The organism is Sphingomonas jeddahensis (genome assembly GCF_001981525.1).
In the GTDB taxonomy this organism is placed as follows: domain Bacteria; phylum Pseudomonadota; class Alphaproteobacteria; order Sphingomonadales; family Sphingomonadaceae; genus Sphingomonas; species Sphingomonas jeddahensis.
In genome coordinates this window covers 1-25,328 of sequence record NZ_MPSB01000017.1, presented here as the reverse complement: position 1 = coordinate 25,328, position 25,328 = coordinate 1, and the positions used below count along the sequence as shown (strand labels likewise).

At 66.0% G+C, this 25,328-nt stretch carries 21 protein-coding genes and 1 tRNA gene; 8 read left to right on the top strand and 14 right to left on the bottom strand.

The annotated features are described in order from the left end of the window. Positions 1-83: 83 nt before the first annotated feature. From SPHI_RS13715 to SPHI_RS13690, 6 genes are all read right to left on the bottom strand, one after another. Positions 84-842 carry a TIGR02186 family protein gene (locus SPHI_RS13715; RefSeq protein ID WP_076745521.1) on the bottom strand — a complete coding sequence of 253 codons (759 nt, stop codon included), beginning with the start codon at positions 840-842 and terminating at the stop codon, positions 84-86. Next, complete coding sequence (locus tag SPHI_RS13710; RefSeq protein ID WP_076745520.1) at positions 839-1,753, bottom strand: sulfite exporter TauE/SafE family protein; 915 nt, start codon at positions 1,751-1,753, stop codon at positions 839-841. Before SPHI_RS13710 ends, SPHI_RS13715 begins: the two co-directional genes overlap by 4 nt. A gap of 48 nt (positions 1,754-1,801) precedes the next feature. Further along, a complete protein-coding gene (locus SPHI_RS14750) occupies positions 1,802-3,007 on the bottom strand; it encodes a hypothetical protein (RefSeq protein WP_083720006.1) in 1,206 nt (401 codons plus the stop codon). Then, the gene (locus tag SPHI_RS13700) at positions 3,004-4,395 is read right to left on the bottom strand and encodes a glycosyl transferase family protein (RefSeq protein ID WP_076745519.1); all 1,392 of its coding nucleotides are present in this window, start codon (positions 4,393-4,395) and stop codon (positions 3,004-3,006) included. The genes SPHI_RS14750 and SPHI_RS13700 overlap by 4 nt, the downstream gene beginning before the upstream one ends. A gap of 278 nt (positions 4,396-4,673) precedes the next feature. Next, positions 4,674-5,180: an RcnB family protein gene (locus SPHI_RS13695; RefSeq protein ID WP_076745539.1), complete on the bottom strand. Its 507-nt coding sequence runs from the start codon at positions 5,178-5,180 to the stop codon at positions 4,674-4,676. 129 nt (positions 5,181-5,309) lie between these two features. Then, positions 5,310-5,771: an outer membrane protein assembly factor BamE gene (locus tag SPHI_RS13690; protein WP_076745518.1), complete on the bottom strand. Its 462-nt coding sequence runs from the start codon at positions 5,769-5,771 to the stop codon at positions 5,310-5,312. A gap of 109 nt (positions 5,772-5,880) precedes the next feature. Here SPHI_RS13690 and SPHI_RS13685 point away from each other — a divergent pair, with 109 nt between their 5' ends. Together SPHI_RS13685 and SPHI_RS13680 are read left to right on the top strand one after the other, a co-directional pair. Further along, entirely contained in the window at positions 5,881-6,399 is a 519-nt protein-coding gene (locus SPHI_RS13685) for a ubiquinol-cytochrome C chaperone family protein (protein ID WP_233130936.1), read from the top strand. After that, entirely contained in the window at positions 6,396-6,914 is a 519-nt protein-coding gene (locus tag SPHI_RS13680) for a YceD family protein (RefSeq protein WP_076745516.1), read from the top strand. Before SPHI_RS13685 ends, SPHI_RS13680 begins: the two co-directional genes overlap by 4 nt. Positions 6,915-7,147: 233 nt before the next feature. Here SPHI_RS13680 and SPHI_RS13675 read toward each other — a convergent pair whose 3' ends face one another. The 5 genes from SPHI_RS13675 to SPHI_RS13655 all read right to left on the bottom strand — a co-directional run bounded on the left by SPHI_RS13675 (position 7,148) and on the right by SPHI_RS13655 (position 12,226). Further along, positions 7,148-8,149 carry an NADPH:quinone oxidoreductase family protein gene (locus SPHI_RS13675; RefSeq protein WP_096348775.1) on the bottom strand — a complete coding sequence of 334 codons (1,002 nt, stop codon included), beginning with the start codon at positions 8,147-8,149 and terminating at the stop codon, positions 7,148-7,150. Continuing rightward, positions 8,112-8,738 carry a 3-isopropylmalate dehydratase small subunit gene (leuD, locus tag SPHI_RS13670; RefSeq protein WP_076745515.1) on the bottom strand — a complete coding sequence of 209 codons (627 nt, stop codon included), beginning with the start codon at positions 8,736-8,738 and terminating at the stop codon, positions 8,112-8,114. Before leuD ends, SPHI_RS13675 begins: the two co-directional genes overlap by 38 nt. Before the next feature lie 248 nt (positions 8,739-8,986). Next, positions 8,987-10,417, bottom strand: coding sequence for a 3-isopropylmalate dehydratase large subunit (gene leuC, locus SPHI_RS13665; RefSeq protein ID WP_076745514.1), 1,431 nt, complete (start codon positions 10,415-10,417; stop codon positions 8,987-8,989). A gap of 92 nt (positions 10,418-10,509) precedes the next feature. Beyond that, a complete protein-coding gene (locus tag SPHI_RS13660) occupies positions 10,510-11,160 on the bottom strand; it encodes an HAD-IA family hydrolase (protein WP_076745513.1) in 651 nt (216 codons plus the stop codon). A 145-nt stretch (positions 11,161-11,305) separates the two neighbouring features. Next, the gene (locus tag SPHI_RS13655) at positions 11,306-12,226 is read right to left on the bottom strand and encodes an SMP-30/gluconolactonase/LRE family protein (protein WP_076745512.1); all 921 of its coding nucleotides are present in this window, start codon (positions 12,224-12,226) and stop codon (positions 11,306-11,308) included. 136 nt (positions 12,227-12,362) lie between these two features. Here SPHI_RS13655 and SPHI_RS13650 point away from each other — a divergent pair, with 136 nt between their 5' ends. Further along, complete coding sequence (locus SPHI_RS13650) at positions 12,363-14,015, top strand: thiamine pyrophosphate-binding protein (protein WP_076745511.1); 1,653 nt, start codon at positions 12,363-12,365, stop codon at positions 14,013-14,015. 178 nt (positions 14,016-14,193) lie between these two features. Here the strand turns inward: SPHI_RS13650 and SPHI_RS13645 are convergent, their stop codons facing one another. Continuing rightward, positions 14,194-18,816, bottom strand: a complete 4,623-nt coding sequence (locus SPHI_RS13645) for an NAD-glutamate dehydrogenase (protein ID WP_076745510.1) — start codon at positions 18,814-18,816, stop codon at positions 14,194-14,196. Positions 18,817-18,906: 90 nt separating this feature from the next. Further along, entirely contained in the window at positions 18,907-19,719 is an 813-nt protein-coding gene (locus SPHI_RS13640) for a PAS domain-containing protein (RefSeq protein WP_076745509.1), read from the bottom strand. A gap of 139 nt (positions 19,720-19,858) precedes the next feature. On the opposite strand from SPHI_RS13640, the gene SPHI_RS13635 reads away from it, so the two are divergent. Continuing rightward, positions 19,859-19,934, top strand: a tRNA-Thr gene (locus tag SPHI_RS13635). Positions 19,935-20,267: 333 nt separating this feature from the next. Here SPHI_RS13635 and SPHI_RS13630 read toward each other — a convergent pair. Continuing rightward, positions 20,268-20,792, bottom strand: a complete 525-nt coding sequence (locus SPHI_RS13630; protein WP_076745508.1) for a hypothetical protein — start codon at positions 20,790-20,792, stop codon at positions 20,268-20,270. A 277-nt stretch (positions 20,793-21,069) separates the two neighbouring features. Between SPHI_RS13630 and SPHI_RS14910 the strand changes: the two genes are divergently transcribed. The 4 genes from SPHI_RS14910 (at position 21,070) to SPHI_RS13610 (ending at position 24,375) form a co-directional block, all read left to right on the top strand. After that, on the top strand, positions 21,070-21,573 hold the full coding sequence (locus SPHI_RS14910) for a hypothetical protein (protein WP_144036208.1): 504 nt from the start codon (positions 21,070-21,072) through the stop codon (positions 21,571-21,573). A 72-nt stretch (positions 21,574-21,645) separates the two neighbouring features. After that, a complete protein-coding gene (locus SPHI_RS13620; protein ID WP_076745506.1) occupies positions 21,646-22,062 on the top strand; it encodes a hypothetical protein in 417 nt (138 codons plus the stop codon). A 526-nt stretch (positions 22,063-22,588) separates the two neighbouring features. Next, positions 22,589-23,086: a DUF892 family protein gene (locus SPHI_RS13615; RefSeq protein ID WP_076745537.1), complete on the top strand. Its 498-nt coding sequence runs from the start codon at positions 22,589-22,591 to the stop codon at positions 23,084-23,086. A 389-nt stretch (positions 23,087-23,475) separates the two neighbouring features. Then, complete coding sequence (locus SPHI_RS13610) at positions 23,476-24,375, top strand: ankyrin repeat domain-containing protein (protein ID WP_076745505.1); 900 nt, start codon at positions 23,476-23,478, stop codon at positions 24,373-24,375. Positions 24,376-25,328: the final 953 nt, after the last annotated feature.

Genomic DNA, 25,328 nt, shown 5'->3' with positions numbered 1-25,328 from the left:
CGCGCCTTGTTCCATGCTCAAACCAGCTAAACCCAAGGGGTAAACAGAGCGTGAGCAATGATTTCAATTCGGTAGGAGGAGTTTCACACGCGCTGCGCGATGCGCCCCGCACCCCAGCCAAGGAGCACCGACAGCGCCACAACCAACAAGCCATAAGGCAGCGCATGGCGATCGGCGGCTTGCGCGACATAGCGCTCAAACCCCGCTTTCTGAACGGTGATGTCGCGCACCGCGGCCGCAAGCACCTTGCCATCGCGGATCAGAAAGGTTTCGGCGGTAAACTGGCCGACCGGCACGCGCGCCGGGATGCTGACGCGGGCGCGGTACAACACGCCTTCGGTGATCTCCACCGCGCCGGGCGCCTCATAATAAAGGCCAGCGCGGCTGCGCAGATCGACGAGGCCGCGCGCGAAACGATCCTGGACCGGGGGGGCGGCGGACGAAGCGGGCGAGAGCTGGAGACTGTCGAGCCCCAGTTCGTAGATCGCGCGGGTGCGATCGTCGACAATGCGGTCGATCGGCCGTGACGAGGCGATGGCGTAAAAGCTCGGCGCCGAACGATATCGCAGCGCCTCCGCATTGACCCACACGCCGGCGAGCTTTTCCTTTTCGCGCACCGTGATCGATTGAACCGGGCCCTTCACCACCACGACCAGATCGGTGCGATGCTCATCGTTCGGCAGCTTGCCGCCGGGATAAAGGATCGCGCCGAACAGCAGCAGTTCCGCGCCGGTGAAGGAATAAGCGATGCGGATCTCACGCTGCGACACATCGGGCACGAGAACCGGCTTGGCCTGCGCAAGCAGCAAGGGGCTGAGCAAGGCAAGCGCCAGCCGCTTCACGACAATTCCACCGAGTAGATTTCATCGGGGCGCCAGCCGAGGCCGATCGCGATCCGCCCCGCGACAAGCAGCACCATCAGCGCCAGGGCGAGACGCAGATATTCCGGCCGCGCCCTGGCGGCGAACCGCGCGCCGACTTGCGCGCCCACCACCGAACCGACCAGCAGCAGGCCGGCGAGCACGATATCCACCGCCTTGGTCGTCATCGCATGGACCATCGTGGCCGCGGCCGTGACAAACAGGATCTGGAACAGCGACGTGCCCACCACGACCTGGGTCGCCATGCCGAGCAGATAGATCATCGCCGGCACCAGAACAAAGCCGCCGCCGACGCCCAGCAGGATCGTCAGGATACCGGTACCAAAGCCGATCAGCAGCGGCGCAAGCGGCGAGATGTACAGCCCGGATCGGTAGAAGCGCATCCGGAAGGGCAAGGAGGCGACCAGCGGATGGTGCCGTCGGCGGCGCGGCGGCGCGGCGCGGCGACCGCGAGTGACGGCGATCGCCTCCAGCGATTCCTTCAGCATCAGCCCGCCAATCGAGACGAGCAGCACGACATAAGTGATGGCAATCGCGGTATCGATCTGCCCGGTCGCCTGAAGCAGGCGAAACAGCCAGGCGCCGAACAGAGACCCAAGGACACCGCCGGCGACCAGGACGCCGCCCATCTTTACGTCAACGCCGCCGCGCCGGAAATAGGCCGAGACGCCCGACACGCTGGCGCCGGTTACCTGGCTTGCCGCCGATGCCGCAGCGACGGTTGGCGGAATGCCGTACACGATCAGCAGCGGCGTGGTGAGAAATCCGCCGCCCACGCCGAACATCCCCGACAGGAGCCCGACCCCACCGCCAAGCGCGATGATCACGAGCGCGTTGACCGACAGGTTCGCGATCGGGAGGTAGAGATCCATGCTGCCAGCCGATATGCCGTTCGGGCGTGCGGCGGAAGCGCTTTGCGGTCAGAAATCGGTGCCGATCGACAGCGCGGGGCCGGACGCTGGTGTCGCCCGGCCGGCGAGCCGCTGACGCCATTCGAGCGACAGGCGGAACGATCTGCCGGCGATCGGCACGATCGCGGCGGCGGCCGGCCCGGCATCGAGCCGCGCGGCCCCGCGCTGCGCCGCGCCCCACGCGCCGAGGCCAAGTTCGAGCCGGGTGCGGCCGACCGTCAGGAGCGGATATGACAGGCGAAGCGCGCCATCAGCATAGCCTTCCACGCCATCGCGCACGATCGCCCCGCCCTGTCCGTAGCCGTCGAGCTGCCACCGCCCGATCAGCGGCGTGGGCCCAAACCCGCCGACCAGGCCAAGCGACGGGCCGCCGCGCGCACGATCGATGCCGATGCGCTGTTCGGCGATGACATGAACCGGCAGCGCGGTCGGCTTCCAGTCCAGGCCGATCGCGGCTTCGGTTTGCCGGCTGGCGAGCGCGGTGGAGATTCGGCCCGCGAGCGACAGTCGGCGCGCGGGATCGAGCGCATAGGTCAGCCGCGCACCGGCCTGACTGCCGCCAAGCTGCGGCGCGAACGGCACCGCGCCGCCGCGCCGCGCGATCAGCCAACCGCTGCCGGCGAAGCGCGACGGCGTTGGTGCCGGAGAGGGGAGCGGCACGCCGGGCGGCGGGCTGGCTTGGGGTCCCGGCGCGATGGCGGAGCGCGCCTGCACGGCGGAATCGACGAGTGACGCTTGTTTCCGCGAACCCGGCGCGGGTGGCAGCGAATATGCACGTGGGGAGACAAGCGACTGCGGTGAAGAACGGTTCGCCCGACTCCCGCCGCCGCCCCGGCCTGGGCTGGGATACAGTTTGGAAACCGCCATGCGCCGCACCCTGTCCACTGCGCCGGCTTTCACAACGAGGTTCCCGCCTTCGCCGGGGAGGCGGCCAGAGGTGGCCCCATGGGTTGTCGAAGGGATTGGCACATCGTCACGCTTCATGGCGGCAGGCCGCGAAGCGGCGCGATCAGCGCGGCGGATTGCCACAGGCATGGCAATGGCGTCGCGAGCAACCGGCAGCGTCCCCACCACCGCCGCCAGCATCGGCGCGACTGGGGTGTCAGCCTCGGCGGCAATGGCGTCATCGGCTGGCCAGAGCATCAGGATACGCGCGCCCACCCACAGCCCGATCAGGCCGACCATGAAGCGCAGCGGGCGGCCTGCGCCCTTCATGATGCTGCCAGTTCGTCGGGGAAGACGTGCGCCGTCTTGTCCCAGCGTGGTGGTGCGCCCGCGAGGATGCGCAGATATTGGCCGACCGCCCGGATGGCGGCGAGCATCGCGATGATATTGGCGACGATGGCGCGCGGCACCGACCACAGCCCCTCGCGCCAGCCATAGGTGCGTTGAGTCGCGACAAACCGACAGACCAGTCGCCACGCCAAGAGCCCGGCATTGACCGTCAGCACCAGCCGCAGCCCCGGGCCCACCGGCGGCGCGGCGATGCCGGTGGCGACATGGGCCACCGCCGCCAGCCCCCAGCCGAGGATCGCAAGGTAAGCGGCGGCAAGCGCCACCACCGCCAGCGGGCCGCGACGATCGCGCATCCGCATCCAGTGATCGGCCACCTGTGGCGCACGCGCCCAGCCGATCCGATCCCAACCCGCGAGCGCAATGCCCGTCATCCAGCGCCCCTTCTGGCGCACCGCCGCCTCCAGCGTGGCGGGGAAGAAGGCGCGCACCGCGATCAGCCGGCCGTTGGCATCCTCGACGCGCGCGAAACAGGCGCTGAAGCCGAGCGCGCCGGCACGCAGCCCAAGTTCATAATCCTCCGTCAGGCTGGTCTGGTCGAAGGGCGTGCCATGGCGTTCCTCCAGCGACGCCAGCAGCTCGGTGGAGATCGCACAGCCGACGCCCGACAGTGGCAGCCCAGCGCCCAGGGCCGCGCGCAAAACCATCTGGCGGCTGTGCGATTCGGCGAATTCATCGGCGTAATGACCGGAGATCAGCCGCGCGGCTGGGTCGATCAACGGCAGCACCGGGATCTGCACCAGCGGATAGCGGTCGATCAGCGCGTCGAAGACGACAAGCTCAAAGGGATGAACCACGTCCTCCGCGTCGTGCAGCACCACCGCGCGGGTCGCCACACCAGCCGCGGCATCATCGTCCCGCAGCGCGCGCCACATGGCGTTGAGATTGTCAGCCTTGGTCGTGGGGCCGGGCTTGTCGCCGATCACCGGCCGGACGCGCGAGTCGTGCTCGGCCACCGCCGCCACCGCGTCCAGCGTGGCGCCATCGTTCGGGTAGCAGCCGACATACAGGCGAAAGTTCGAATGCTCGAACCGCGCCAGCGCGGTGCGCAGCATCGCGCCGATCACCGGCGCCTCGTCCCACGCGGGCACGAACACCGCCAACCGGCCCGGCACTCGCGGATGCCGCAGATCACGCAGCGGCCGCCGCGTGGTGCCCTGGCGCAGCCGGTGCGACAACCACGTCAGATCGATCAACAAATCATCGATACCGCCGATCAGAAAACCGACGGCCGCAAACAACGTGAGCTCGCGCACCAATGCGTCGAGCCCCGCAAGCACGAGCTCCCCCATCGCCAACCAGCCCCCCATCCGATTCGCGATGGTTAACGTTCAGCATTGCGGCGGCGCACGCAAGAGCCAGTCATTTATTTCGAAGTGGCGCCAAATAGTGTGAGCCGGGCCGAACCAAAGCGCGACACGCGCGTTCCGCCGCTTAGTCCCACCCCCCTTTCGGGACTAGTGCCGGACCCAAGCCAGGCACCGGCCGCGTTCGCAGCATAGCTGCGGGCGCGGCCGTTCGGGGCAACGGATACGAAACGGGCCAGACGATCCCTCGTCTGGCCCGCTTTGTTCGCCGCGCTTTTCGCTTACCAGTAGAAGTTGCGAATGCGGTCGAGCACGATCCCGCGCCGATAATCAACCAGGATCACGTCGTTGTAATGGCGCACCCAGCGCGAGTTGGCGCGCACCGGCGGCAAGCGATAGCGCCACGGATCGTTGATCCAGTAACGCTGGCCGTAATAGACCGGGGCGATCCGCACGCCGGGCCGCCAATCGTTGTAGCGGAAGGGCGCCCGCCAGTTTCCGCGGGCATAAAGCGCCCGGTTCTGGTTGCGGTACGCGGACCAATCATTACGGCTCCAGCGACGATCACGATCGCGCAGATCTTCCCGATACTCGCGGCGCGCGTCTTGCAGATCACGGCGGGCATCACGCACGTCGCGCCGATCGCCCCAGCGCTGGGCATCGCGCAGATCGCGGCGCTGTTCACGGATTTCCTGCCGGTCGCGGCGCAATTCGCCAGGCGATTGCGCGCTGGCCATGCCGGGCATCACACTCGCCGCCATCAGCGCAGAAACGATCAAGATACGCATGATCTGAACCTCCATCCATGTAACCGGCCACCGAAGTGGCTGCCGGCCATGAAGGGAGATATGACGCGATTCCACTGAACGGCCGGCGAATGAATCAGTCATCCGCCAGCAAGGATCGTAACGTAGCCGTTACCGACCAGCCGGCCCGCCACCGCCCGACCCGCCAGCCGCACCAACGGTGCCGATGTTGCCAAACAGATCGGCAAAGAAGCCACGATCGCGGCCCAGAGTAGGCGTGGTGCGCTTGGCCGGGCTGATCGAAGCGGTCTGCTCCGCGCCAGCCTTGCGGATAGCGGACACGTTGCCATTCTGATCGAAGCTGATCTGAACCGTCAGCTGCTCGCGCACCTTGGGGGTGTTGAAGGCATAATTCCGGCTGTCGCGCGAAATATAATACCAGTCGCCCTGATCGAACTGCGCGGCAAAGCTGGGATGGCCCAGCGTCGCAAGCACCGACTGGCGATTGTCCACGCCCGGCTGAACCGAGTTCAGCAGGTCCGCATCGACGACATAGCCCTGGTGCGAACGAAGCGGGGCACAGCCGCTGGCGGCAATCGCGGCGACGGCAGCGAGCAGGAGGGGAAAACGCATGGTCACTCCGCAAAAAGCGTAAGCCGCATGGCGCGCCGTTGCGCCGCCGGCCAATCCCCTCAATATGCCTGGGCGACAAATGACACAAGCACGGGCAGGCACGACGATCTTGGCACTTCTTGAACGGTTCCGGCGGCGCGACCGCGAAGCGGCAGCCCCGCTCTACGCCGCGGTTGTGGCGAAAGCGCGCGAGCCCCATTGGTATATCGAGGGGGGCGCACCCGACACGCTGGACGGGCGATTCGACATGGTCGCGGCGGTGCTCGCCATGGTGATGCTCCGGATCGAGGCCGAACCGGCGGGCGACACGGGCGCCGCGACACTGTCGACCGACATCACCGAACGATTCGTCGACGACATGGACGCGCAGGTGCGACAGATCGGCTTTGGCGATATCGTCGTCGGCAAGCATGTCGGGCGGATGATGGGCATGCTGGGCGGCCGGCTTGGCGCCTATCGCACCGCAATTGCCGCCGGTGACCTGCGCGAGCCGCTGATCCGCAACCTGTGGCGGGGCGAAGCGCCGGCCGACGACGCAGCGACTTATGTCAGCGATGGGCTGCAGGCGTTTCACCGGTCCCTGGCAACGGTGCCGCTTGCCGCCTTGCGCGAGGGACGATTGGCATGACCCCGGAATTCTCACGCCCCGTGCGTATCGACACGATTGGAGAGGGCGAGCGCAACGAATCGGTCGAGGCCGGCGAGGCGGAACGCGCGGCGTTGGCAGGGCGGTTCGGCCTGCTTGCCGTCGAACGACTGGTGGGTAACTTCACCCTGCGCCGCGAGACCAGCGGGATTCGAGTCGTCGGCAAGGTAGCCGCCGAGGCGACGCAAAGCTGTTCGATCACCGGCGAGCCCCTCCCCGCGCGTATCGACGAGCAGACCGAGCTTCGTTTCGTCGACGATCTCGCGCCGGGCGAGGAAATGGAGCTCGACGACGACGCGATCGACGTGCTGCCGCTGGAAGGCGCCACGATCGACTTGGGCGAGATTGCGGCGGAAACGCTGGCGCTGGCGCTTGATCCTTTTCCACGCGGGCCGAATGCCGAAGCGGCGCTGAAGGAGGCGGGTGTGTTGTCCGAAGGCGAGGCCGGGCCGTTCGGCGCGCTGGCGGGGCTGAAGGACAAGCTCGCCAAGAAGTGATCGCTTGTTGTTCCTGCGAAAGAGGGCGTTGATGGGGGTGGGCCAATGTTCCGCACACTCCCAAGCCGGAGTTCGCGGGCCGGTGGGTGACGGGACAAGCCCGGCATGGCGGTTCGTGCGCGGTAAGTGTCTTCGCCGACGCAGCCGTCATCCCGGCCTAGAGCCGGGGTCCCCGCTCCCGCGCTACGTCGGAGAAAAAGGGAACCCCGGATCAGGCCCGAGGCAAAGGGGACCTACTCCGCGACCCGGACGACCAGCTTCCCGATCGCTCCACGACCAGCCATCTTGGCGATCGCATCGCCGCCTTTCTCGAACGGAAATACCTCGGTCACCCTGGGCGCGATCTTGCCCTCGCGCCAAAGGTCAAACAGCTGCTTGATGTTGGCGCGGTTCTTCACCGGCTCGCGCGCCGCATAGGCGCCCCAGAACACCCCGCGGATGTCACAGCTTTTCAGCAGGGTCAGGTTAAGCGCGATCTTGGGAATGCCGGCCGGGAAGCCGATTACGAGGTAACGCCCCTCCCAAGCCATCGATCGAAGCGCCGGTTCGGCATAATCCCCGCCGACGGCATCATAGACGAGGTCGAAGCCGTTCTTGCCTGCCTTTTCCTTGAACGTATCGGCCAGCGTCTTGCTATCGTCCTTGGAGAACGGCGCGCGGCCGTAGATGATGACGTCGTCGGCGCCAGCGTCGCGCACCGCCTGCGCCTTTTCCTCGCTCGACACCGCGCCGACCACGCGCGCGCCGAGTGCCTTGCCGAGCTCAACCGCGGCAAGGCCGACACCGCCGGCGGCGCCGAGCACCAGCAAGGTCTCGCCTTCCTTGATGTTGCCGCGATCGACAAGCGCGTGAATGGTTGTGCCATAGGTCAGCAGCATCGCCGCGCCTTCCTCGAACGAGCGCTCGTCGGGAATGGCGTAGATATTGTCAGCCTTGACCGCCAGCTTCTCGACCAGCGCGCCATTGCCGGTGTTGCCCATCACCCGGTCGCCCGGCTTCCACGCCGTCACGCCCTCGCCGACGCTTTCGACCACGCCCGACATCTCGCCGCCTGGCGCGAACGGCCTGGGCGGCTTGAACTGGTACTTGTCCTGGATGATGAGCACGTCGGGATAGTTGATCGCGCAGGCCTTCACGGCGACGATCACTTCACCGGGCTTGGCGACGGGATCCGGAAGCTCCCCGATCTCCAGCGTTTCAGGTCCGCCCGGCGCCCTCGACAACAGTCCTCGCATTGCTCTCTCCCGCGATCCACGGGCGATGCTCGTCCAGCATCGCCTCGTATTTCGAAATCGCGGTATCCCTTGCCAGCGTCAGCCCGACCTCGTCCAGCCCCTCCATCAGGCATTGCCGGCGGAACGGGTCGAGCGAGAAGGGGAAGCGATCCTGGAAGGGTGTGGTAACCGTCATCGTCTCGAGATCGACGGAGACCTCATCGGTCTTGGCAACCTCGACCAGCCGGTCGACCGCTTCCTGCGGCAGAACGACGGGTACGATTCCGTTCTTGAACGCATTGCCCGAGAAAATGTCCGAGAAGCTCGGCGCGATCACCGCCTTGATGCCCATGTCGCCGAGCGCCCAGGCGGCATGTTCGCGGCTCGATCCGCAGCCGAAATTGTCGCCCGCGATCAGGATCGGGCTGCCGGCATAATCGGGGTCGTCGAACACGTTGCCAGGCTGCGCGCGCACCGTTTCGAACGCGCCGCGGCCGAGGCCGGCGCGCGTGATCGTCTTGAGCCAATGCGCGGGGATGATGACGTCGGTGTCGACGTTCTTGGCGCCCCAGGGATAGGCCTTGCCCGAGACGGTGCGGACCGGCTCCATCAGCGCTGGCGAGCCTTCACCAGCGCGGCGGGCTTGGCGATGGCGGCATAAGCGGCAACGCCGCTCAACAGCGACCCCGCGATCAGCAGCACGAATACCTTCTTCATCACGCGTCCTTCTTACTCTTCTGCTGTTCCCCGGCGAAGGCCGGGGCGCAGCCGGGAAGGCGGATGTAACTGTCCGCAGCACCCATCACGATCGTTCCCCAACTGGGCCCCGGCCTTCGCCGGGGTGCAGCGAGGATGAAGTCACCCCATCAACTCGCGAACATCCGCCAAGTGCCCGGTCACCGCCGCCGCGGCCGCCATCGCAGGAGAAAGCAGGTGCGTACGTGCACCCGGCCCCTGCCGGCCGACGAAATTGCGGTTGGACGTAGAGGCGCAGCGTTCACCGGGCGGCACCTTGTCCGGGTTCATGGCCAGGCACATCGAACAACCCGGCTCGCGCCACTCGAACCCGGCGGTGACGAAGATGCGGTCGAGCCCCTCGGCCTCAGCCTGCCGCTTCACCAAACCCGATCCGGGCACGACCATCGCCCGCACGCCATCAGCGACATGGCGACCGTCCGCCACCGCGGCGGCGGCGCGTAAATCCTCGATCCGGCTGTTGGTGCACGATCCGATGAAGACGTGCTGGACGGGCACGTCCTGCAGCCGAGTTCCCGGCGTCAGCCCCATGTAATCGAGCGACTTCTGCGCCGCTTCCCGCTTCGAGGCGTCGGCGAAGCTGTCGGGCGCGGGGACGGTGCCGGTGATCGAGACAACGTCCTCAGGGCTGGTGCCCCAGGTGAGCGCAGGGGCGATCTCGGCGGCGTCGATGATGACGGTGCGGTCGTAGGTCGCGCCCGGATCGCTCGCGAGGCTGCGCCACCACGCGACCGCCTTGTCCCAATCCGCGCCCTTCGGCGCCATGGGCCGGCCCTTGATGTACGCGAAAGTAGTATCGTCCGGCGCGATCATGCCTGCGCGCGCGCCCGCCTCGATCGACATGTTGGCGACGGTCAGCCGCCCTTCGACGGACATTTCGCGGATCACGTTGCCGGTATATTCAATAACATAGCCGGTTCCGCCCGCCGCCCCGATGCGGCCGATGATCGCGAGGATTACGTCCTTCGGGCTGACGCCGAAGCCGAGCTTGCCCTCGACACGCACTTCCATCGTCTTGGACGGGCTGAGCAGCAACGTCTGCGTGGCAAGGACATGTTCGACCTCGCTGGTGCCGATGCCGAAGGCGAGCGCGCCTAGCGCGCCATGCGCCGACGTATGGCTGTCGCCGCAGACCACCGTCGTACCGGGAAGCGTGAAGCCCTGTTCCGGCCCGACCACGTGGACGATGCCCTGTTCGGCGGCAAGCGCGTCGATATAGGGCACGTCGAACTCGGAGACGTTGTGGCGCAGCGCGCTCAGCTGTGTCGCGCTTTCGGCATCGGCGATCGGCAGTTCGCGGCCTTCGGCATCGACCCGAGCGGTCGTCGGAAGGTTGTGATCCGGAACCGCGAGCGTCAGGTCGGGACGGCGCACACGGCGGCCGGCGGCGCGGAGCCCCTCGAAGGCCTGCGGGCTGGTGACTTCGTGGACGAGGTGACGATCGATATAGATCAGGCACGTGCCATCGTCGCGGCGTTCGACGACGTGCGCGGCCCAGACTTTCTCGTACAAGGTGAGGGGACGACTGGCCATGATGCGGCGCCCTTAACCGAGATCGCGCAACTAATGGAAGAGTAGATGCTTCCGACGGGAACAAAGATTGCGCGCGTGCAGCGGCGGGCGAATCAGAACACCCCGTGCTCGACCCCCAGCGCATCCGCCAAATCGTCCAGCGCCTGAGCCTCCCCCGTCACCTTGATCGCGTGGATGCCCAGCGCGGCGGCCGGCTTGCAGTTGATGCCGAGGTCATCGAGGTACACGCAATTCGCCGCCGGCTTGCCCAGCGTGTCCAGCATCATCTGATAGATGCGCGGATCGGGCTTGCGGATGCCGACCTTGCTCGATTCGATCACATGGTCAAACCGCGCCATGATCTCGGCAACCTTGGCGGCCTTTTCGGCCGTGCGCGACATGCCCGCACCTTCGCCCGCCGGCACGTTGTTGGTGATGCAGCCGATGTGATAGCCGCCGCGCTTCAACCAATCCAGCGCGTGAACCATGCGCGGGCGGATGTCGCCGGACAGCAGCGAAAGCACATCCTCGCCGCGTAGTTCGTGGCCGAGCACGCGCGCTTCCTCCGCGAACTTGGCGTCGAAGCCCGCCGCGTCGATCTCCGCTCGCTCGAACAAGGCCCAGGCATTGTCGTCCGGGTCGGTCGCGTTGATGCGGCGGATCAGGTCATGCGGCAACCCGCGCTCGCGCTCCAGCCGGTTGAACGCCTCAAAGGGAGATGAGGTGATCACCCCGCCGAAATCGAAAATCACGGTATCGCGCATGCAGTTTCCTTAACGGGGTGAGGGGGGAAGGCAAACGTGCGTCATGCCGGGCTCGTCCCGGCATCCACCCATCACCGCACTCCACAGACGTAGGATGTGCGGACCGGTGGATGCCGGGACGAGCCCGGCATGACGAGGAAAAAGCTCAATATTGCAGCTTCAGCCCCGGCCGGTTCCACCGCGTCTTCACCAGCCGGCCGGTGCCTGACAGCGTCAGATACGCATCGCGCATGTCCTCGCCGCCAAAGCAGATGTTGGTGGTGAACACATCGTCGGTTGACACAAACTCGACCAGCTCACCCTCGGGCGAGATCACGCTGATGCCGCTTTCGCCGATCGTCGCGACGCACACGTTGCCCGACGCCTCCACCGCAAGCGAATCGAAGAACTTCCACCCCGCCGGGCGATAGACGGGGATGCCGGGGCCGCCGACACCGGCGCTCGCATCCACCTTGCCTGGTGCGGTCACAGCGAACTTCATCAGCCGGCAGGTGTAGGTCTCGGCTGCATAGAGCCATTTGCCGTCGGGCGAGAGGCCGCAGCCATTGGGGTTGTTGGAGGGAAAGACGACTTCCTCCAAATGGCTGCCATCCGCCTTGGCGTAGAAGATGCCGACCACGTCGTGGATGCGCTTCTTGTGGTCCATCTTGCCATGATCGGTGAACCAGAAGCCGCCATGCGCGTCGAACACGATGTCGTTGGGCCCGCGCAGCACGCAGCCGAAATCGCCGGACTTGTAGAGCACCTCCACCGCGCCGGTCGCGGGATCGATCCGCTCGATCCGCCCGCCCGAATAATTGGATGCGATGCCGCCGGGCGCGAGCATGCCGTTATTCTCGTGCCAGTCGAACCCGCCGTTGTTGCAGCAATAGAGCATGCCGTCCGGCCCGAGCGCCAGGCCGTTGGGGCCGCCGCCGGGCTCCGCCACCGTTTCCTTGCTGCCATCCGGTTGCACGCGGGTAATACGGCCGGGCTCGATCTCGACCAGTACGATGCTGCCGTCAGGCATCATCACCGGGCCTTCGGGAAAACGCAGTCCGTCCGTCACCAGCTCGAAATCGGCCATGATCCTCTCCTCCTGTTTTGCGCGGAAGGATTGTCTAAGGCGATCGGCTTAGCAAGTCATATGCTCGCGCCGTGCCGCTTCGGACTGAACCGGAGTCCGGTTTGCCTTGCCGCCGAGTCGTTCTACACTCGCCCGCATGGAGACCATCACACGCACCGGCGGCCGCATTCTGGTCGATCAGCTCGTCGCGCAGGGCTGCGACCGGATCTTCACCGTGCCGGGGGAAAGCTTCCTCGCCGTGCTCGATGCGTTGGTCGATACCCCGCAGATCGAGGTTGTCACTTGCCGGCAGGAGGGTGGAGTCGCGTTCATGGCCTGTGCCGATGGCACGCTGACGCACCGCCCCGGCATCGCCTTCGTCACCCGCGGGCCGGGTGCCACGAATGCGTCGATCGGCGTCCATGTGGCTTGCCAAGATTCGCAGCCGATGATCCTGTTCATTGGTGACGTTGATCGCGGGACGCGCGATCGCGAGGCGTTTCAGGAGATCGACTTTGCCGCCATGTTCGCGCCGATCGCCAAATGGGCGGCGCGGATCGACGACGCGCGCCGAATCCCCGAATATGTCGCCCGCGCTTATGCGGTGGCGATGAACGGCCGCCCCGGTCCGGTGGTGCTCGCGCTGCCCGAGGACATGCTGCTCGACCAGGTGGAGGCGATCGATCGTCCACGCGTCGAACGGGTCGGCCAGGCGCCCGATCCCGACGCCATGGAGCAACTCGCCGACCTTCTCGCCACGGCCGAGCGGCCGGTGGCGATCATCGGCGGCGCCGGCTGGGACGCACCGGCCGGACAGGACATCGCCGCTTGGGCCGATCGCACTGGCGTGCCGCTGGCGGCCGCCTTCCGCCGTCAGGATGCCGTGCCCAACAGCTGCCCCGCTTATGCCGGCAACCTGGGCTATGGCCCCAACCCTGCGCTGGTCGCGCGGGTAAAGGCGGCGGACCTGTTGGTGGTGATCGGCGCGCGGCTCGGGGAGGCGACGACGGATGGCTACACGCTGATCACACCCGAACATCCCGGCCAGCGGCTCGTTCACGTCCATCCCGATGCCAATGAGCTTGGCATGACCTATCGCACCGATCTCGCGATCTGCGCCACCATGGCAGAGTTCGGCGAGGCGCTGGCACTGGTGGATGGCCCCGCGCACCCGCATGATCTGGAGGCGCATGACGCGTATCACGCCTGGTCGACGCCGCGGGAGCGGGAGGGGGTGGCGCTCGATCTCGGCCCCTGTGTCGCGGCGATGCGAGCGGCGCTGCCGGCGGACACAATCATCTGCAACGGTGCGGGGAATTTCTCCGGATGGTGGCATCGCTACTGGCCCTATGCGGGGCCGGGCACGCAGCTCGCCCCAACCGCCGGTGCGATGGGCTATGGGGTACCGGCGGCAGTTGCGGCGGCGTTGCGCCGGCCCGACAGGGTCGTGGTTGCGCTGGCCGGCGATGGCGATTTCCTGATGAACGGGCAGGAGCTGGCGACTGCGGTCCAGCACGGCGTGGACTTGCTGGTGATCGTGGTCGACAACGGCGCTTACGGCACGATCCGCATGCACCAGGAGCGCGAATTCCCCGGTCGTCAGTCGGCAACGCGGCTGATGAATCCGGATTTTATGCTGCTTGCCCGGGCCTATGGCGCCTGGGCGGAGACGGTGGAGCGTACCGAGGATTTCGCGCCAGCCTTGGCACGGGCGATGGCGGAGAAAGGCGTGCGGCTGCTGCACCTCAAAACCGATGTAGAGCAGATTACCGCTGGCACGACGCTGAGCGCCGTACGAGGCGGGCGATAAAGCGCGTCGCTAACGGCGCGTGCCACGCCCAACTTGTCCTAGCAGCCGCCGGCGCTCCGCACACCCGGAGCTTTCGCGTTCGCCGACGAGGGACTCGGCCCGAGGCCCGGCTGACTCAGCGTTGAGTGGCGGTCGAAGCAACTAAATGGCCCCGCCCCCAAAAAGGGAGGGACCAAGATCACCGCACCAACAGCATCCGCGCCTGGTTCGCCACCTGCGCCAGCATCGCCGCGCTGGGGCTCGCCGCCTGGCGGGCACGGGCAACCACCGCGACAAATCGCGCCACCTGCGCCTGATGCTCCGTCAACCACGCAGCGACGGCCGAATCGGGATCGCGCTGGGCCTCGCGATCGAGGAAGTCGAGCCGCATTTGCTCGAAGTCGCGCACCAGCCCCGCTACCAGCAGCCGCTCCCATGGATCCGACGGAGACAGTCGCGCCGCCGCCGCCTGTGCCCAATCGAGCCCCAGCGCCTCGCCGAGCCGCGTATAGGCGCGGGTCAGCGCGGTTTCATCGGTCTTCGACTTGGCACTGAGATCGACGAGGCCGATCGCCCCGTCCATCTCATGCAAGCGCACGACCCGCGCGGCCAACCCATCGGGCGCGCCCGCGGCAGCCAACGACTCCGCCATACGCGCGCTCTCGGCCCGCGCTTCCTGGAGCAGCAAGTCGCTGGTCTGCCCTTCCAGCTTGGCGACGCCCGCGCCGATCCGCCCCAGTACCTCGCCCGGGAGCGTGCCCGGCGCCACGACGCGGAGCAAATCCGCCACCTGCGAACGCACCGCGCGCGCCACGCCCTCGAACAGTGCCAGGCGACCGTCCTCGGACATGTTGGTGGTCTCGATATCGCGCCACAGGGTGCCGAGATCGAACAGCCGCTCGACGACGACGAACATTGCCGCGACATCGCCCAGTGCGGCACCTTCTTCCTCCGCCAGCTCGAACGGACTGAGCAGCCCGATGCGGTTGACGATGCGATTGGCGAGCTTGGTCGCGATGATTTCGCCGCGCAGCTGATGCTGCTGGATCGCCGTGCCGAATTGCTCCTGCATCGCCGCCGGGAAGGCTGCCTGGAGATCGGGATCGAGCAACGAATCGGCGCCCAGCCCGGCGGTCTCGATCGCGTCCTGCAACGCGAGCTTGGCGGTCGACAGCAGCACCGCGAGCTCGGGCCGGGTGAGCCCCCTGCCCTCCGCCGAACGGCGCAGCAGATCCTCGTTGCCCGCCAGTCCCTCGACCCGGCGGTCGAGCCGCCCGGCTGCCTCGAAGATCTCGATCGCGCGAACATAGCTCGGCACGCCGCGCGGCCCCGCCCGCTCGGCGATCGACAGCGCCAGTGTCTGGAGCCGGTTATCCTCTAGCACGAGATGCGCGACATCGTCGGTCATCGCACCGAGCAGCGCATTGCGATCGTCGAAGCCGAGCCGCCCTTCCGCCATCTCGCGGTTGAGCGCGATCTTGATGTTAACCTCATTGTCCGAACAATCGACGCCCGCCGAATTGTCGATGAAGTCGGTATTGATCCGCCCGCCCCGGCCCGCAAAGGCAATGCGCGCAGCCTGCGTGACCCCCAAATTGGCGCCCTCGCCGACCGCAGTGGCCCGCAAATCCTCCGCATCCACGCGCAGCCGATCGTTGGCGGGATCGCCGACCGCGGCGTTGTTCTCGCTCGCAGCCTTCACATAGGTGCCGATGCCCCCGAACCAGATCAGGTCCACCGGTGCCTTCAGGATCGCCGAGATCAGCGCCGCTGGCTCCAGTTCTGCCGCGGAAACACCCAGCGCGGCCTGCACCTCGGGCGTCAGCCGGATCGTCTTGGCACTACGCGGGAAGACGCCGCCGCCGGCCGAAATCAGGCTCTTGTCATAATCTTCCCAGCTCGACCGCGGCAGCGCGAACAGCCGCGCCCGCTCCGCCCAGCTCGCTGCGGGGTCGGGATTGGGATCGAGGAAGATGTGGCGGTGATCGAAGGCCGCGACGATCTTGAGCGTCTGCGACAGCAGCATGCCGTTGCCGAACACGTCGCCCGACATGTCGCCGCAGCCGACGACGCGGATCAAGTCACTCTGAACGTTCACCCCGCGCTCGGCGAAATGGCGCTGCACCGAGATCCAGGCGCCCTTGGCGGTGATGCCCATCGCCTTGTGATCATAGCCCTGGCTGCCGCCGCTCGCGAAGGCATCGCCTAGCCAGAAGCCACGTTCCAGCGCGATGGCATTGGCGACATCGCTGAACGTCGCAGTGCCCTTGTCGGCGGCGACGACGAAATAGGGATCCTCGCCATCATGGACCCGCACGCCTTCGGGATGCACCACCTTGCCGGCGACGATATTGTCGGTGATGGACAGAAGCGTGCGGATGAAGATGCGATAGCTTTCCGTCCCCTCGGCGAACCAGGCGTCGCGATCGGTGGCCGGATTGGGCAGTTGCTTGGCGTAGAAGCCGCCCTTCGCGCCGGTCGGCACGATGACGGCGTTCTTGACGCGCTGCGCCTTCATCAGCCCGAGGATCTCGGTGCGGAAATCGTCGCGCCGGTCGGACCAGCGCAGGCCGCCGCGCGCGACCGGGCCGGCGCGCAGGTGGATGCCCTCGACGCGGGGGCTGTACACCCACACTTCGCGCCACGGCAGCGGCGCGGGCAGGCCCGGAATCCGGCTGCTGTCGAGCTTGAACGCCAGCGCCTCGGCGGCGGCGGGCGCAAAGGCGTTGGTGCGCAGCGTCGCGTTGATGACGGCCTTGAACGCGCGCAGGATGCGATCGTCGTCGATCGCATTGACGGCGTCGAGCCCCGCGGCGATCTCTGCATCGATCGTGGCGACATCGCCCTTCGCCACCGGATCGTGCGCCAGCGTGAAGCGATCGATCAGCGCCTTGGCGAGCGCCGGCGCTCGGCCGAGCGCATCGGCGACGGTGGACAGACCATAGGTCAGCCCCGCCTGACGCAAGTATCGGAACCAGGCGCGGTACAGCAGCACCGCGGACGGGGTCAGCCCCGCGACCAGCATCAGCCGGTTGAACGAATCATTCTCCGCCGCGCCCTTCAGCACCGCGGTGATCGCATTCTCCAGCACGTCGCGATCGATGTTCGCCACGTCGCCCTGCGGCTGGACGATGAAATCATGGACGAAGCTGTCGCTATCGTCGCGCAGCCGCGTCGGCAGCTCGCCGATTACGCGATAGCCGAAATTCTCCAGCACCGGCACCGCTTCGGACAAAGCGAGCGCACCATGCGACTTGTAGATCTTCAGCCGGTGATCGCCGCCCGGCGCGGGCGGATAGATGTGCACCGCACGGTCGCTGGCGTCCGCCAGTTCAGACACGCGCAGAACGTCCTCCGCCGCTTCCTCGGGCGTCGATACATTGCGGTAGTTGAGTGGAAATGTCCCCGCCCAGCGGATCGCGAGCCGCGCCGCGCGCGCCGGCGCGATGCGGTCGGCCAGCGCCGCCTCCACGCCGCGGTCCCAGCCGCGCACCATCTTCTCGAGCCTGGCGTCCAGCGAGCCGACATCGGGCATCACCCCGGCCTGGCGCAGGTCGATGGTGTAGCGCAGCAGCGCGACGTGCCCGTCCTCCAGCGCGATCGACCAGTTGAGGATCGAGCCGTTCGCGGCCTCCGCCAACATGTCGCCGATCGCTACGCGGCGCGTGGTCGCCACATCGTCACGCGGCAGCCAGACAAAGGCGAACAGATGGCGCCCCAGCGCGGATCGCACCAGCACCAGCTTGGGTCGCGGCCGATCGGCGAGGCTCATCGCGGTGAGCGCCAGATCCTCCACGCCCTCCGCCGACATCGCCGTGACCAGATCATGCGGCAGCGTCGCCAGAGCATGCGTCAGCGCCTTGCCGGTATGGCCGATCGGGTCGAAGCCGAGCTTCACCTCCAAGTCCGCGAGCCTTTGGCGCAACACCGGCACGCTTCGCGGCGGCGCGTTGAGCGCGGCGGAGGTCCACAGGCCGGCGTGGATCGACAGGCCCGCGATCGTCGACCCGCGGCGGATCGGCACGACGACGAGGTCCAGCGGCACGCGGCGGTGGACGGGCGAGAGCAGGCTCGATTTCAGCAGCAGCGGCGCGGGCTTTCCGCTGTTGAAATAATCGACCGCCAGTCGCCGCGAGCGCTCTGCGAGCAGCGGCGGCTCATGTGCGTTGCGCGCGATGCCCAGTGGTTCGCCGTCGATCGTGCCGTCGGTCAGCCAGCGCTCGTGGCTCAGTAGCGTGAAATGCCGGTCGAGGAACCAGCGCAGCAGCGCGGCGCCATCGTGATCGCCGCCGGTATCTTCGATGCTGGCCGCGTCCGCGGCGAGCGTCGCCTGCATGCGCCGCCAGTCGGCCACCGCCACGCGCACGTCGGCGAGATCGGCGGTAAGATCGTCGATCAGGCCGCGCCGATCGCGCGCATCGGCGCGATCGGTTTCGATATAGATCATTGATTCGCGCGCACCCGCCTCGTCGACGCCCTCCAGCGCGCCCTCGGCATCGCGCCGGACCGGGACGATCGGGTGAATGATGCGGTTGATCGCGATGTCATGCGCGGCAATCGCACCGGCGATCGAATCGACCAGGAAGGGCATGTCGTCATTGACGATCGCCAGCCGCATGCGCCGCTGGCCGCCGTCACCCGGCAACGGCTCCAGCGCGATCGCCACGCTGCCGGGCGCGCGCGTCTGCGCCGTGGCGGCAAGGAAGGCAGCAGCCTCCAGCTGCTCCTCCGGGCCGAAGCCGTCCAATTCTCCAGGAAGGGCGCCCTTGGTGAGCCGATCGGCGAGCGCTTGCGTGAGCGCCTTCATCGAAGCTTTCGACATGCCACAGCCTATGCGCCTGCCGGGCGCGCGGCTCAACCCCGGTTACCGATGTTACCATCGCGGCGGCCTGAACTCGGCCCGGCTCCGACCTCAGTCGAGCGCTGAATCCACCCGTGCGACAAGGCCGTCATCATCGACGATCCCGCCAAGCACGTCGAACATGCCGTCGCCGCGCGCCTTTGCCAGCAGCACGACCAACTGGTCCGCCACCGCCGGCATGTCGAGCGCCAGCGTTGCAAGCGACGTACGGCCGACGTGCGCGGCGTCATCGCGCAGCGCACTCGGGCCGTCCGCCCAAACAGCCGGCGACGCCTCGACGCGGGGCGCGCTGCGCACCGCGGCCGCAAGCTCGGCATCGAGTTGGGCCTGCACCGTCGCTCCGACGATCTCCTTCCAGTTGATCACGCCGTAAACAAAGTCGATCGCCTCGCCGTTTGACGTGAATGGCATCAGGATGCCGCGATACAGCGTGTTATGCCCGCGGGTGCCGACGAACTCCGCCTCGAACCCGATGGGCGCACGATTGGCGATGATCTGAAGGTAATGATCCGTCAGCCGCGACAGCAGCGAGCGAGCCGGCACCTCACCGATGCGGGTAATCGCCCGATCGACCCCCGACTCCTCCCGAAGCGCCTCCCCCAGGAAGCTGATCGCCGGATCGTCCTCGCCATCCGTGAAGTCCAGCAAGACGCCGTGGCCGCTGAAGTCCATGCCGCCGGCCGGATCAAGGTCGGTGATCGCGGGATATTTTCCGCCTTTCAGCAGCGACACCCAATGATTGTACGCACGCACGTGCATGCGGCGCTCATCGCCGCCAATCACCTTGGTCGCCTCGCCGATCCCGCCCTCGGTCGGATCATCGCCCCGGTCGGCGCGCGCACGGTCGAAGCCGCGGATATCCATTCGATCAATCCTTTGGAGCTTGTGCCCATCAGCGCTTCTGCCGCAGCCATGGTAAAGAGCACGTAAAGCCCAGCCCGCTTGCATCGGCCAGAACAGGCTGCTAGGCGGCCCGCTCCAGCGCGCTCGCCAGGGCGCCGATGCCGCTTTAGCTCAGCTGGTAGAGCATCGCATTCGTAATGCGGGGGTCACAGGTTCGAGTCCTGTAAGCGGCACCACCACTTCCACAAGACAAGGCGTTGAATAGCTGCTGTAAAGGCCTTCAGCCGTGCGCTCGGTCGGGTGCTGCCTGGAGCGTTTACGCCCGTTGAACTGCATGCCCCCGCATCAGTCTCGCAATTGGCGTACCGCGCCCCCTCGCGGCGCTTCTAGGGAGCCACACGTTGGGCATGGTGGGTTTGAGCGCGCGCGGATGAGGGTGAAGCATCAATGTGGCTGAGCGGCAGCAACGCAGCTTTGCGCGGGCGGGCTCGCTGCGCCATTCAAACCGTTCGGGTTGCGATGCGATGTTACGGCCCACGAACCACAGCACGGCCCGTTTTTAGCCGTTGTTAACGCCGCGGCTGCATGTCGCTGGCGGGCCCAGCGCCTTGCTGGTCCGTCGTTTGCGCGATCTCTTCGGGCTGCGCCTCTTGCTGAGAGCCCTCGGCGGCGCATTCCGGCCTGAGCTGGGCTGCCTCAACCTTTTTCGTCTTCTTGACGGCGCTGCCTGCCTTCTTGCCTGCGTGAGCGCCGACCACGGCTGCGACCGCCGCGCCAACCGGGCCGAGCACGGAAGCGGCAGCGATTTGTGCCGCTGTTCCGCCTGCTGCAGCGCCGCCCTCCTTTGCCAGCGCTGACTCTTCCTTCACCTCGACCTTCTCACCGGGCGCGGGGCAAGGCGCTGCTTGCGGTTGCTGCTGCGCCTCAACCTGAGGCGGCACAGCAGCTTCGGCCCCCTCTGTTTGCACCTGGACTGGCGCTTGTACCTGGACTGGCGCCGCAGAGTTATCCGGGTCAGCGGACTGGGCCCACGCTTGAGACGCCCCAAAGGACAACAGCACCGAATAACGGATGAACCGAGTTGCTCGGTACATGTGGGCTCTCCTTTACTGCTACGCTCGCGCAAGAACGGGATCACGATCATGCAGTTCCGAGATCGAGTCGAAAACGGGCGATCAGCGCCGGCTCCGGATTGCCTGCGCACCCTATACCAGCGCCGCAAGCCGTCCTGGCCCCAGGTGGCGGCCGGTCGAGAGGGCCGATTGTCGCACCACGTTCGACGCCCCCCTTAGCTTGACCGGTCGATACCGTCAGTTCCGTGGAACGCCCGTCGGGCAGACTCGTTCATCCGCCACAACGAAGGGGCCGGGCATGACACGGGAGTGGCGCCGAAGGCGGCGGGCTGTTGCGGGCAAGCTGTGGACGATCACAGCAACCGGGATTTTCGGCAGCGCGCTGGGCGGAATTTTGATAGCCAAGTTCGCGGTCGGCCAAATCACGCCACTTCCCGGGACTGGCGAGCCACCGCTTACGTTGTTGGGAGCCCGCCAGCCGCTGAGTGGCCAGGTGGAGAGTGGAACCATCGATAATGCCCCACGATCAACATGGGGCGGACCACTTTACGAGAGCGGCCAAATGTCTTTCTCTCCGCAGCAGGCTTCGGCGGACAAGAACTGGACCGACGAACTCGAGAGGCTGGAAGCGCGCTGGAAGGCGGAGGATCGTGCATGGGAGATCGAGCGCGCGGCGGCGGTCCTGTTACCGTCAGAAGAAACGGTCATGGATGGCGCCGAACCTCTCGCGATTTCAGACGAAATATCCGGCAATTCGCTCGCTCCGACAAGCATCGAGGACCCGTCCCACCCCCACGAATGATGAACTTTCTCCACTCTCATTCGCTTTACTCCCGTTCTCTTCCTGAAAGAGGACCAGAATTTGGAGAGTAAGATGCGTATCACTTCCATGTTCGCGACGGTTGCCGCCGCTGGTCTTCTGAGCGCCACGGCTCATGCGCAAACAACGGCCGGCGGAGGCGCTAGTGTGTCGACTCCGCAGGGTTCAGTGGCTGGCGGCGCCTCTGCCGGCACGATGAGCCAGGGCCAGAAGAAGCGCCATGATCGCGCTCAGCAGCGCCAGCAGCGGGCCGAAGGAAGCTCCTCTTCGACCTACGGTGCAGGCTCGATCTACACCGACCGTAATCGTGCAACTGGTGGCGTGAGTGCGGGTGGCACGGCCACAGGCGCCGGCCCGACGTCGAGCTCGACTGCTGTGAATGCTTATGGTTCCACCGACCGCAACGGTTCCACGGGCGAAGTCTATGGCGACAGCGCGGCAGATGCCGGACAGACCCCGCCGAAGCATTGACGATGAGGGCGGGCCTTTCGGTCCGCCCCTACCAATCAGGAGTATCATACTGGCCCTCGCCGCGTTTGCTGTGCCAGCCTCCGAACAGCGCAAGCAAACCCGCTATCAAGCCGATGGTCGAACGTTCCCGCCTCGTACGTCCGAGCCCGGCCTCTCATGACGAGCATTTCCGAACGCTTGGTGACGGTGGTCACTTCACCTCACACGATCCTCTACGACAGAGTTTCTCTCGCCCCCGCCGCCGGAAGCAGCCGGCGTATCCTTTCAGGATGCGGGAACCGAGCTCGCCGGGCAGGCACCCGCGCACCGAGCCGGCTCCTTTTACGCGGCGATCGACGGCCGCTCTTCAGCATCAGCCTAGCGTACCCTGTGGAGGCCAGCAGGCTACTCATCCTCGCTGTTCATCATCCCTGGGGCACATCCGTCGGCCAGCACGCGCGTTGCGCACACCGCGCTTCAGGCCGGTACGTGGAACGCGGCGAAACGCCGTGGGTTGAACGGCCACGCAGCTGAAGAGGATTTCGTGATGACTGCCGACGCCAAAGCCGTTTACCAGAGCTCACTCTCCGCTACCCACGCGGCGGAGAAGCAAGGTTTGCAGATGATGGAGACGCAGCTTACGCATCTCCAGAACTTTCCCGAATACGCTGCGATCTTGGAAGCGCACTGCGCCACCACACGCGAGCAGATTGCCCGTATCGAGCGCGCCCTGGAGGAGACTGGCGGTAGCGCTTCCACGATCAAGGAAGCGGTAACACAGACCGTCGGCACCGTCGGCGCTGCGGTACACGCGGTGTTTCCGGACACGCACCTCAAGAACATGTTCACCGGATACGGCTACCAATTTTATCAGATCGCCGCCTACACCTCGCTTGCAACGCTGGCCGAAGCGGCAGGCTTCAAGGAGCACAAGTCATGGATCGATCGATCGCGTGAAGAGGAACAGCAAGCCGCTGATCGGGTCAAGCCGCTGATCGGGTCGGTTACACTTAAGTACCTGGAGATGGAGACTGCGTCCAAGTAGAGGGGTACGGCGCGCCTTTCACCTGCGAAGGCGCGCCCCAATTTCGAGGCCCCCGGCGCGCATGCCTGATCATGCACAGCTTCGTCGCGCCAAATCGAGCAGGATCTGACCGAGATTCCAACTGCATGCCCCTGCCCGCAAGCCCGGAGCAGAGAATGGCTTGAACCGACTCGCTGCAAAAGCGACGCCGAGTTCAACTTTTCGAGATAGTGTCGCCCGTGTCTAGTCGCACAAGAAGGCGTCCTGCCGTCATCTGACCACATTGACTCGACTGGCTATGTGTACCAGAATCTTCGGCAGGTTTCGTTGATCAGCAAGATCATGCGAGATCCTAGCGCCTACCGCAGCTGCGATCGTTCGGGCTAGACGGGCGTAAAGGGGGGACGGACATGTTTCGTAAGTTGATCATCAGCGTATCTGCTGTTCTCTTGTCCACAGTCTCTGTTGCTGCCGCCGATCCGTTTGATAATGCACGATACTATCTGCAGACGAAAGAGAACCAGGCGGCTCTACAGATCATCGATAGTGGCCAGTTCGATGTAAACATGCAGACGGATGAAGGATACAGCCTTCTCCACTATGCGGCCGGCGCCGGCAATCTTGAGATGGTGAAGGCACTGCTGGAGCGCGGGGCAGATCCTAACCTCAAGTCCGCCATCGGAATGACGCCCTATCAAATGGCAATCGGCACGATGGTCAAAGCCGAGATCCGCAAAGCAATGACGCGGGCGCCGGTGCCTCCCAGCACTGCGTCCACCGGCCCAGAGCCCCTCGCGTTTGCGTCTCCCGCGACGCCCGGGCGCTCCAACGGGATGTGCGCCATGGTTCGCGCTGAAAAGATCAACGACGGACGCTCACCAGCCCTGCGACCATTCCTGAAGGCCAAGGACGCCATCTGGTATAATCACCCGGATGAACTCACTGGATTGATCGAGGATTGTGTCGATGTGAACCAGCAAGATGAATACGGCTGGTCGCTTCTTCATCAGGCGGCCGACCGCGATCGGGTGGATCTGGCCAGGATCCTGCTGAGTCACGGTGCGCGTAAGGACTTGCGCAACAAGGACGGGCAGACTGCGCCACAGCTTGCCAAATCGCCAGAGATGAAGGCACTGCTTGGGTTCGCCGAAGTGCAGCGGCCAGCACCAGCTGAGCAGGGCAGCGCCGGTAACAAGGTGGAGTGTGAGCAGAAGTTCCGTGCGGACGCTGCTTTGAGCTCCGACGAGACGGGCAGATCGAGAGCTTATCGTCGATGGCAGCAGTGTCTGAAAACGGGCCTTTACTGGTAGAGAAGCGTGTGGATCGACGGCTGCTGCCTATTCGTTCGGCTGCTCAACTGACAAAATCGCGCTTGCTCTGCACCGTCGCCGCCGCGCTGTGCGGGCGCAGAGCTCAGCTATTCCTCCGACCAGGATGGCGGCAATGCTTGCGACTAGAACCACAACAAGGCCGACCGCCACCCAAGCGGCAGGCTGAGCTCCGTTCGCTGCACTTCCGCAACAGCGAAGTCTCACAACTGCAAAGGCGATGGCTGCAAGCGGAGCTGCAGCAGCCGCGAAGGCGAGGGCAGCTGCGACCCGTGCCGCCTTACCGACACGCAACGTTAGCTTTGTGCCCGGGCCATCATCTTCGCACCGCTCGTATCGAGCGGATACCGCGATGGCCTCGTCCTGTATCTGCTTGCGGTTGCGCTTCGGCACCGGCTCTCCTCCGGTCGAGCCACCTGCGGCCGACCGTCGGACATTCGCCCGCCCGATTGCCAGGTGCAAGCGTTGCAGTCAAGTAGAGGAGACCTGTCTGTCCGGTACGGGCTCATGCCGCCACTTCGGGGGGCGCCCGGCCGATCGGCCATCAAGACCAGCCGGCACGAGCGGCGTTCAAGGCGGATCTGCAGCTGGAGCGCTTAGCGCTCAGACTGCGTTTACCGTGCGAGTACCGCTGGCTTGTTTCTGTGGCGTTTGGAAAGGTCCGGCGGAAGGGGGGCAACATTACGATCATTGCGGGTCGTGGGTTGGTGCCCGCGGCGTGCCCCCTGGAGAGCAATTGCGAGAGCAGATCGACGTGCTGACATCCAGCCTGTCGCTGTGTCCGGGAAGCGCAAGCGATGTGAGGGAGTGACCTGCTCCCCGGAAATCATGCCATTGGTAAGTTAGCTGGTCAGATGGAGACGAGCGATGCGGCGAGGCCGTTTTACCGAGGATCAGATCATAGGCGTGCTGCGTGAGCACGAGGCTGGAGTGAA

What these genes read in the sequence shown, in the direction of transcription:
- SPHI_RS13640 (WP_076745509.1), bottom strand. Translation starts at nt 19,719, where the DNA reads ATGGATATCCGCGGCTTCGACCGTGCGCGCGCCGACCGGGGCGATGAT.
- leuD (WP_076745515.1), bottom strand. Translation starts at nt 8,738, where the DNA reads ATGGAGCCGGTCCGCACCGTCTCGGGCAAGGCCTATCCCTGGGGCGCC.
- SPHI_RS13620 (WP_076745506.1), top strand. Translation starts at nt 21,646, where the DNA reads ATGCGTATCACTTCCATGTTCGCGACGGTTGCCGCCGCTGGTCTTCTG.
- SPHI_RS13645 (WP_076745510.1), bottom strand. Translation starts at nt 18,816, where the DNA reads ATGTCGAAAGCTTCGATGAAGGCGCTCACGCAAGCGCTCGCCGATCGG.
- SPHI_RS13680 (WP_076745516.1), top strand. Translation starts at nt 6,396, where the DNA reads ATGACCCCGGAATTCTCACGCCCCGTGCGTATCGACACGATTGGAGAG.
- SPHI_RS13675 (WP_096348775.1), bottom strand. Translation starts at nt 8,149, where the DNA reads ATGCGAGGACTGTTGTCGAGGGCGCCGGGCGGACCTGAAACGCTGGAG.
- SPHI_RS13690 (WP_076745518.1), bottom strand. Translation starts at nt 5,771, where the DNA reads ATGCGTTTTCCCCTCCTGCTCGCTGCCGTCGCCGCGATTGCCGCCAGC.
- SPHI_RS13650 (WP_076745511.1), top strand. Translation starts at nt 12,363, where the DNA reads ATGGAGACCATCACACGCACCGGCGGCCGCATTCTGGTCGATCAGCTC.
- leuC (WP_076745514.1), bottom strand. Translation starts at nt 10,417, where the DNA reads ATGGCCAGTCGTCCCCTCACCTTGTACGAGAAAGTCTGGGCCGCGCAC.
- SPHI_RS13695 (WP_076745539.1), bottom strand. Translation starts at nt 5,180, where the DNA reads ATGCGTATCTTGATCGTTTCTGCGCTGATGGCGGCGAGTGTGATGCCC.
- SPHI_RS13700 (WP_076745519.1), bottom strand. Translation starts at nt 4,395, where the DNA reads ATGGGGGGCTGGTTGGCGATGGGGGAGCTCGTGCTTGCGGGGCTCGAC.
- SPHI_RS14750 (WP_083720006.1), bottom strand. Translation starts at nt 3,007, where the DNA reads ATGAAGGGCGCAGGCCGCCCGCTGCGCTTCATGGTCGGCCTGATCGGG.
- SPHI_RS13610 (WP_076745505.1), top strand. Translation starts at nt 23,476, where the DNA reads ATGTTTCGTAAGTTGATCATCAGCGTATCTGCTGTTCTCTTGTCCACA.
- SPHI_RS13660 (WP_076745513.1), bottom strand. Translation starts at nt 11,160, where the DNA reads ATGCGCGATACCGTGATTTTCGATTTCGGCGGGGTGATCACCTCATCT.
- SPHI_RS13615 (WP_076745537.1), top strand. Translation starts at nt 22,589, where the DNA reads ATGACTGCCGACGCCAAAGCCGTTTACCAGAGCTCACTCTCCGCTACC.
- SPHI_RS13630 (WP_076745508.1), bottom strand. Translation starts at nt 20,792, where the DNA reads ATGTACCGAGCAACTCGGTTCATCCGTTATTCGGTGCTGTTGTCCTTT.
- SPHI_RS13710 (WP_076745520.1), bottom strand. Translation starts at nt 1,753, where the DNA reads ATGGATCTCTACCTCCCGATCGCGAACCTGTCGGTCAACGCGCTCGTG.
- SPHI_RS13655 (WP_076745512.1), bottom strand. Translation starts at nt 12,226, where the DNA reads ATGGCCGATTTCGAGCTGGTGACGGACGGACTGCGTTTTCCCGAAGGC.
- SPHI_RS14910 (WP_144036208.1), top strand. Translation starts at nt 21,070, where the DNA reads ATGACACGGGAGTGGCGCCGAAGGCGGCGGGCTGTTGCGGGCAAGCTG.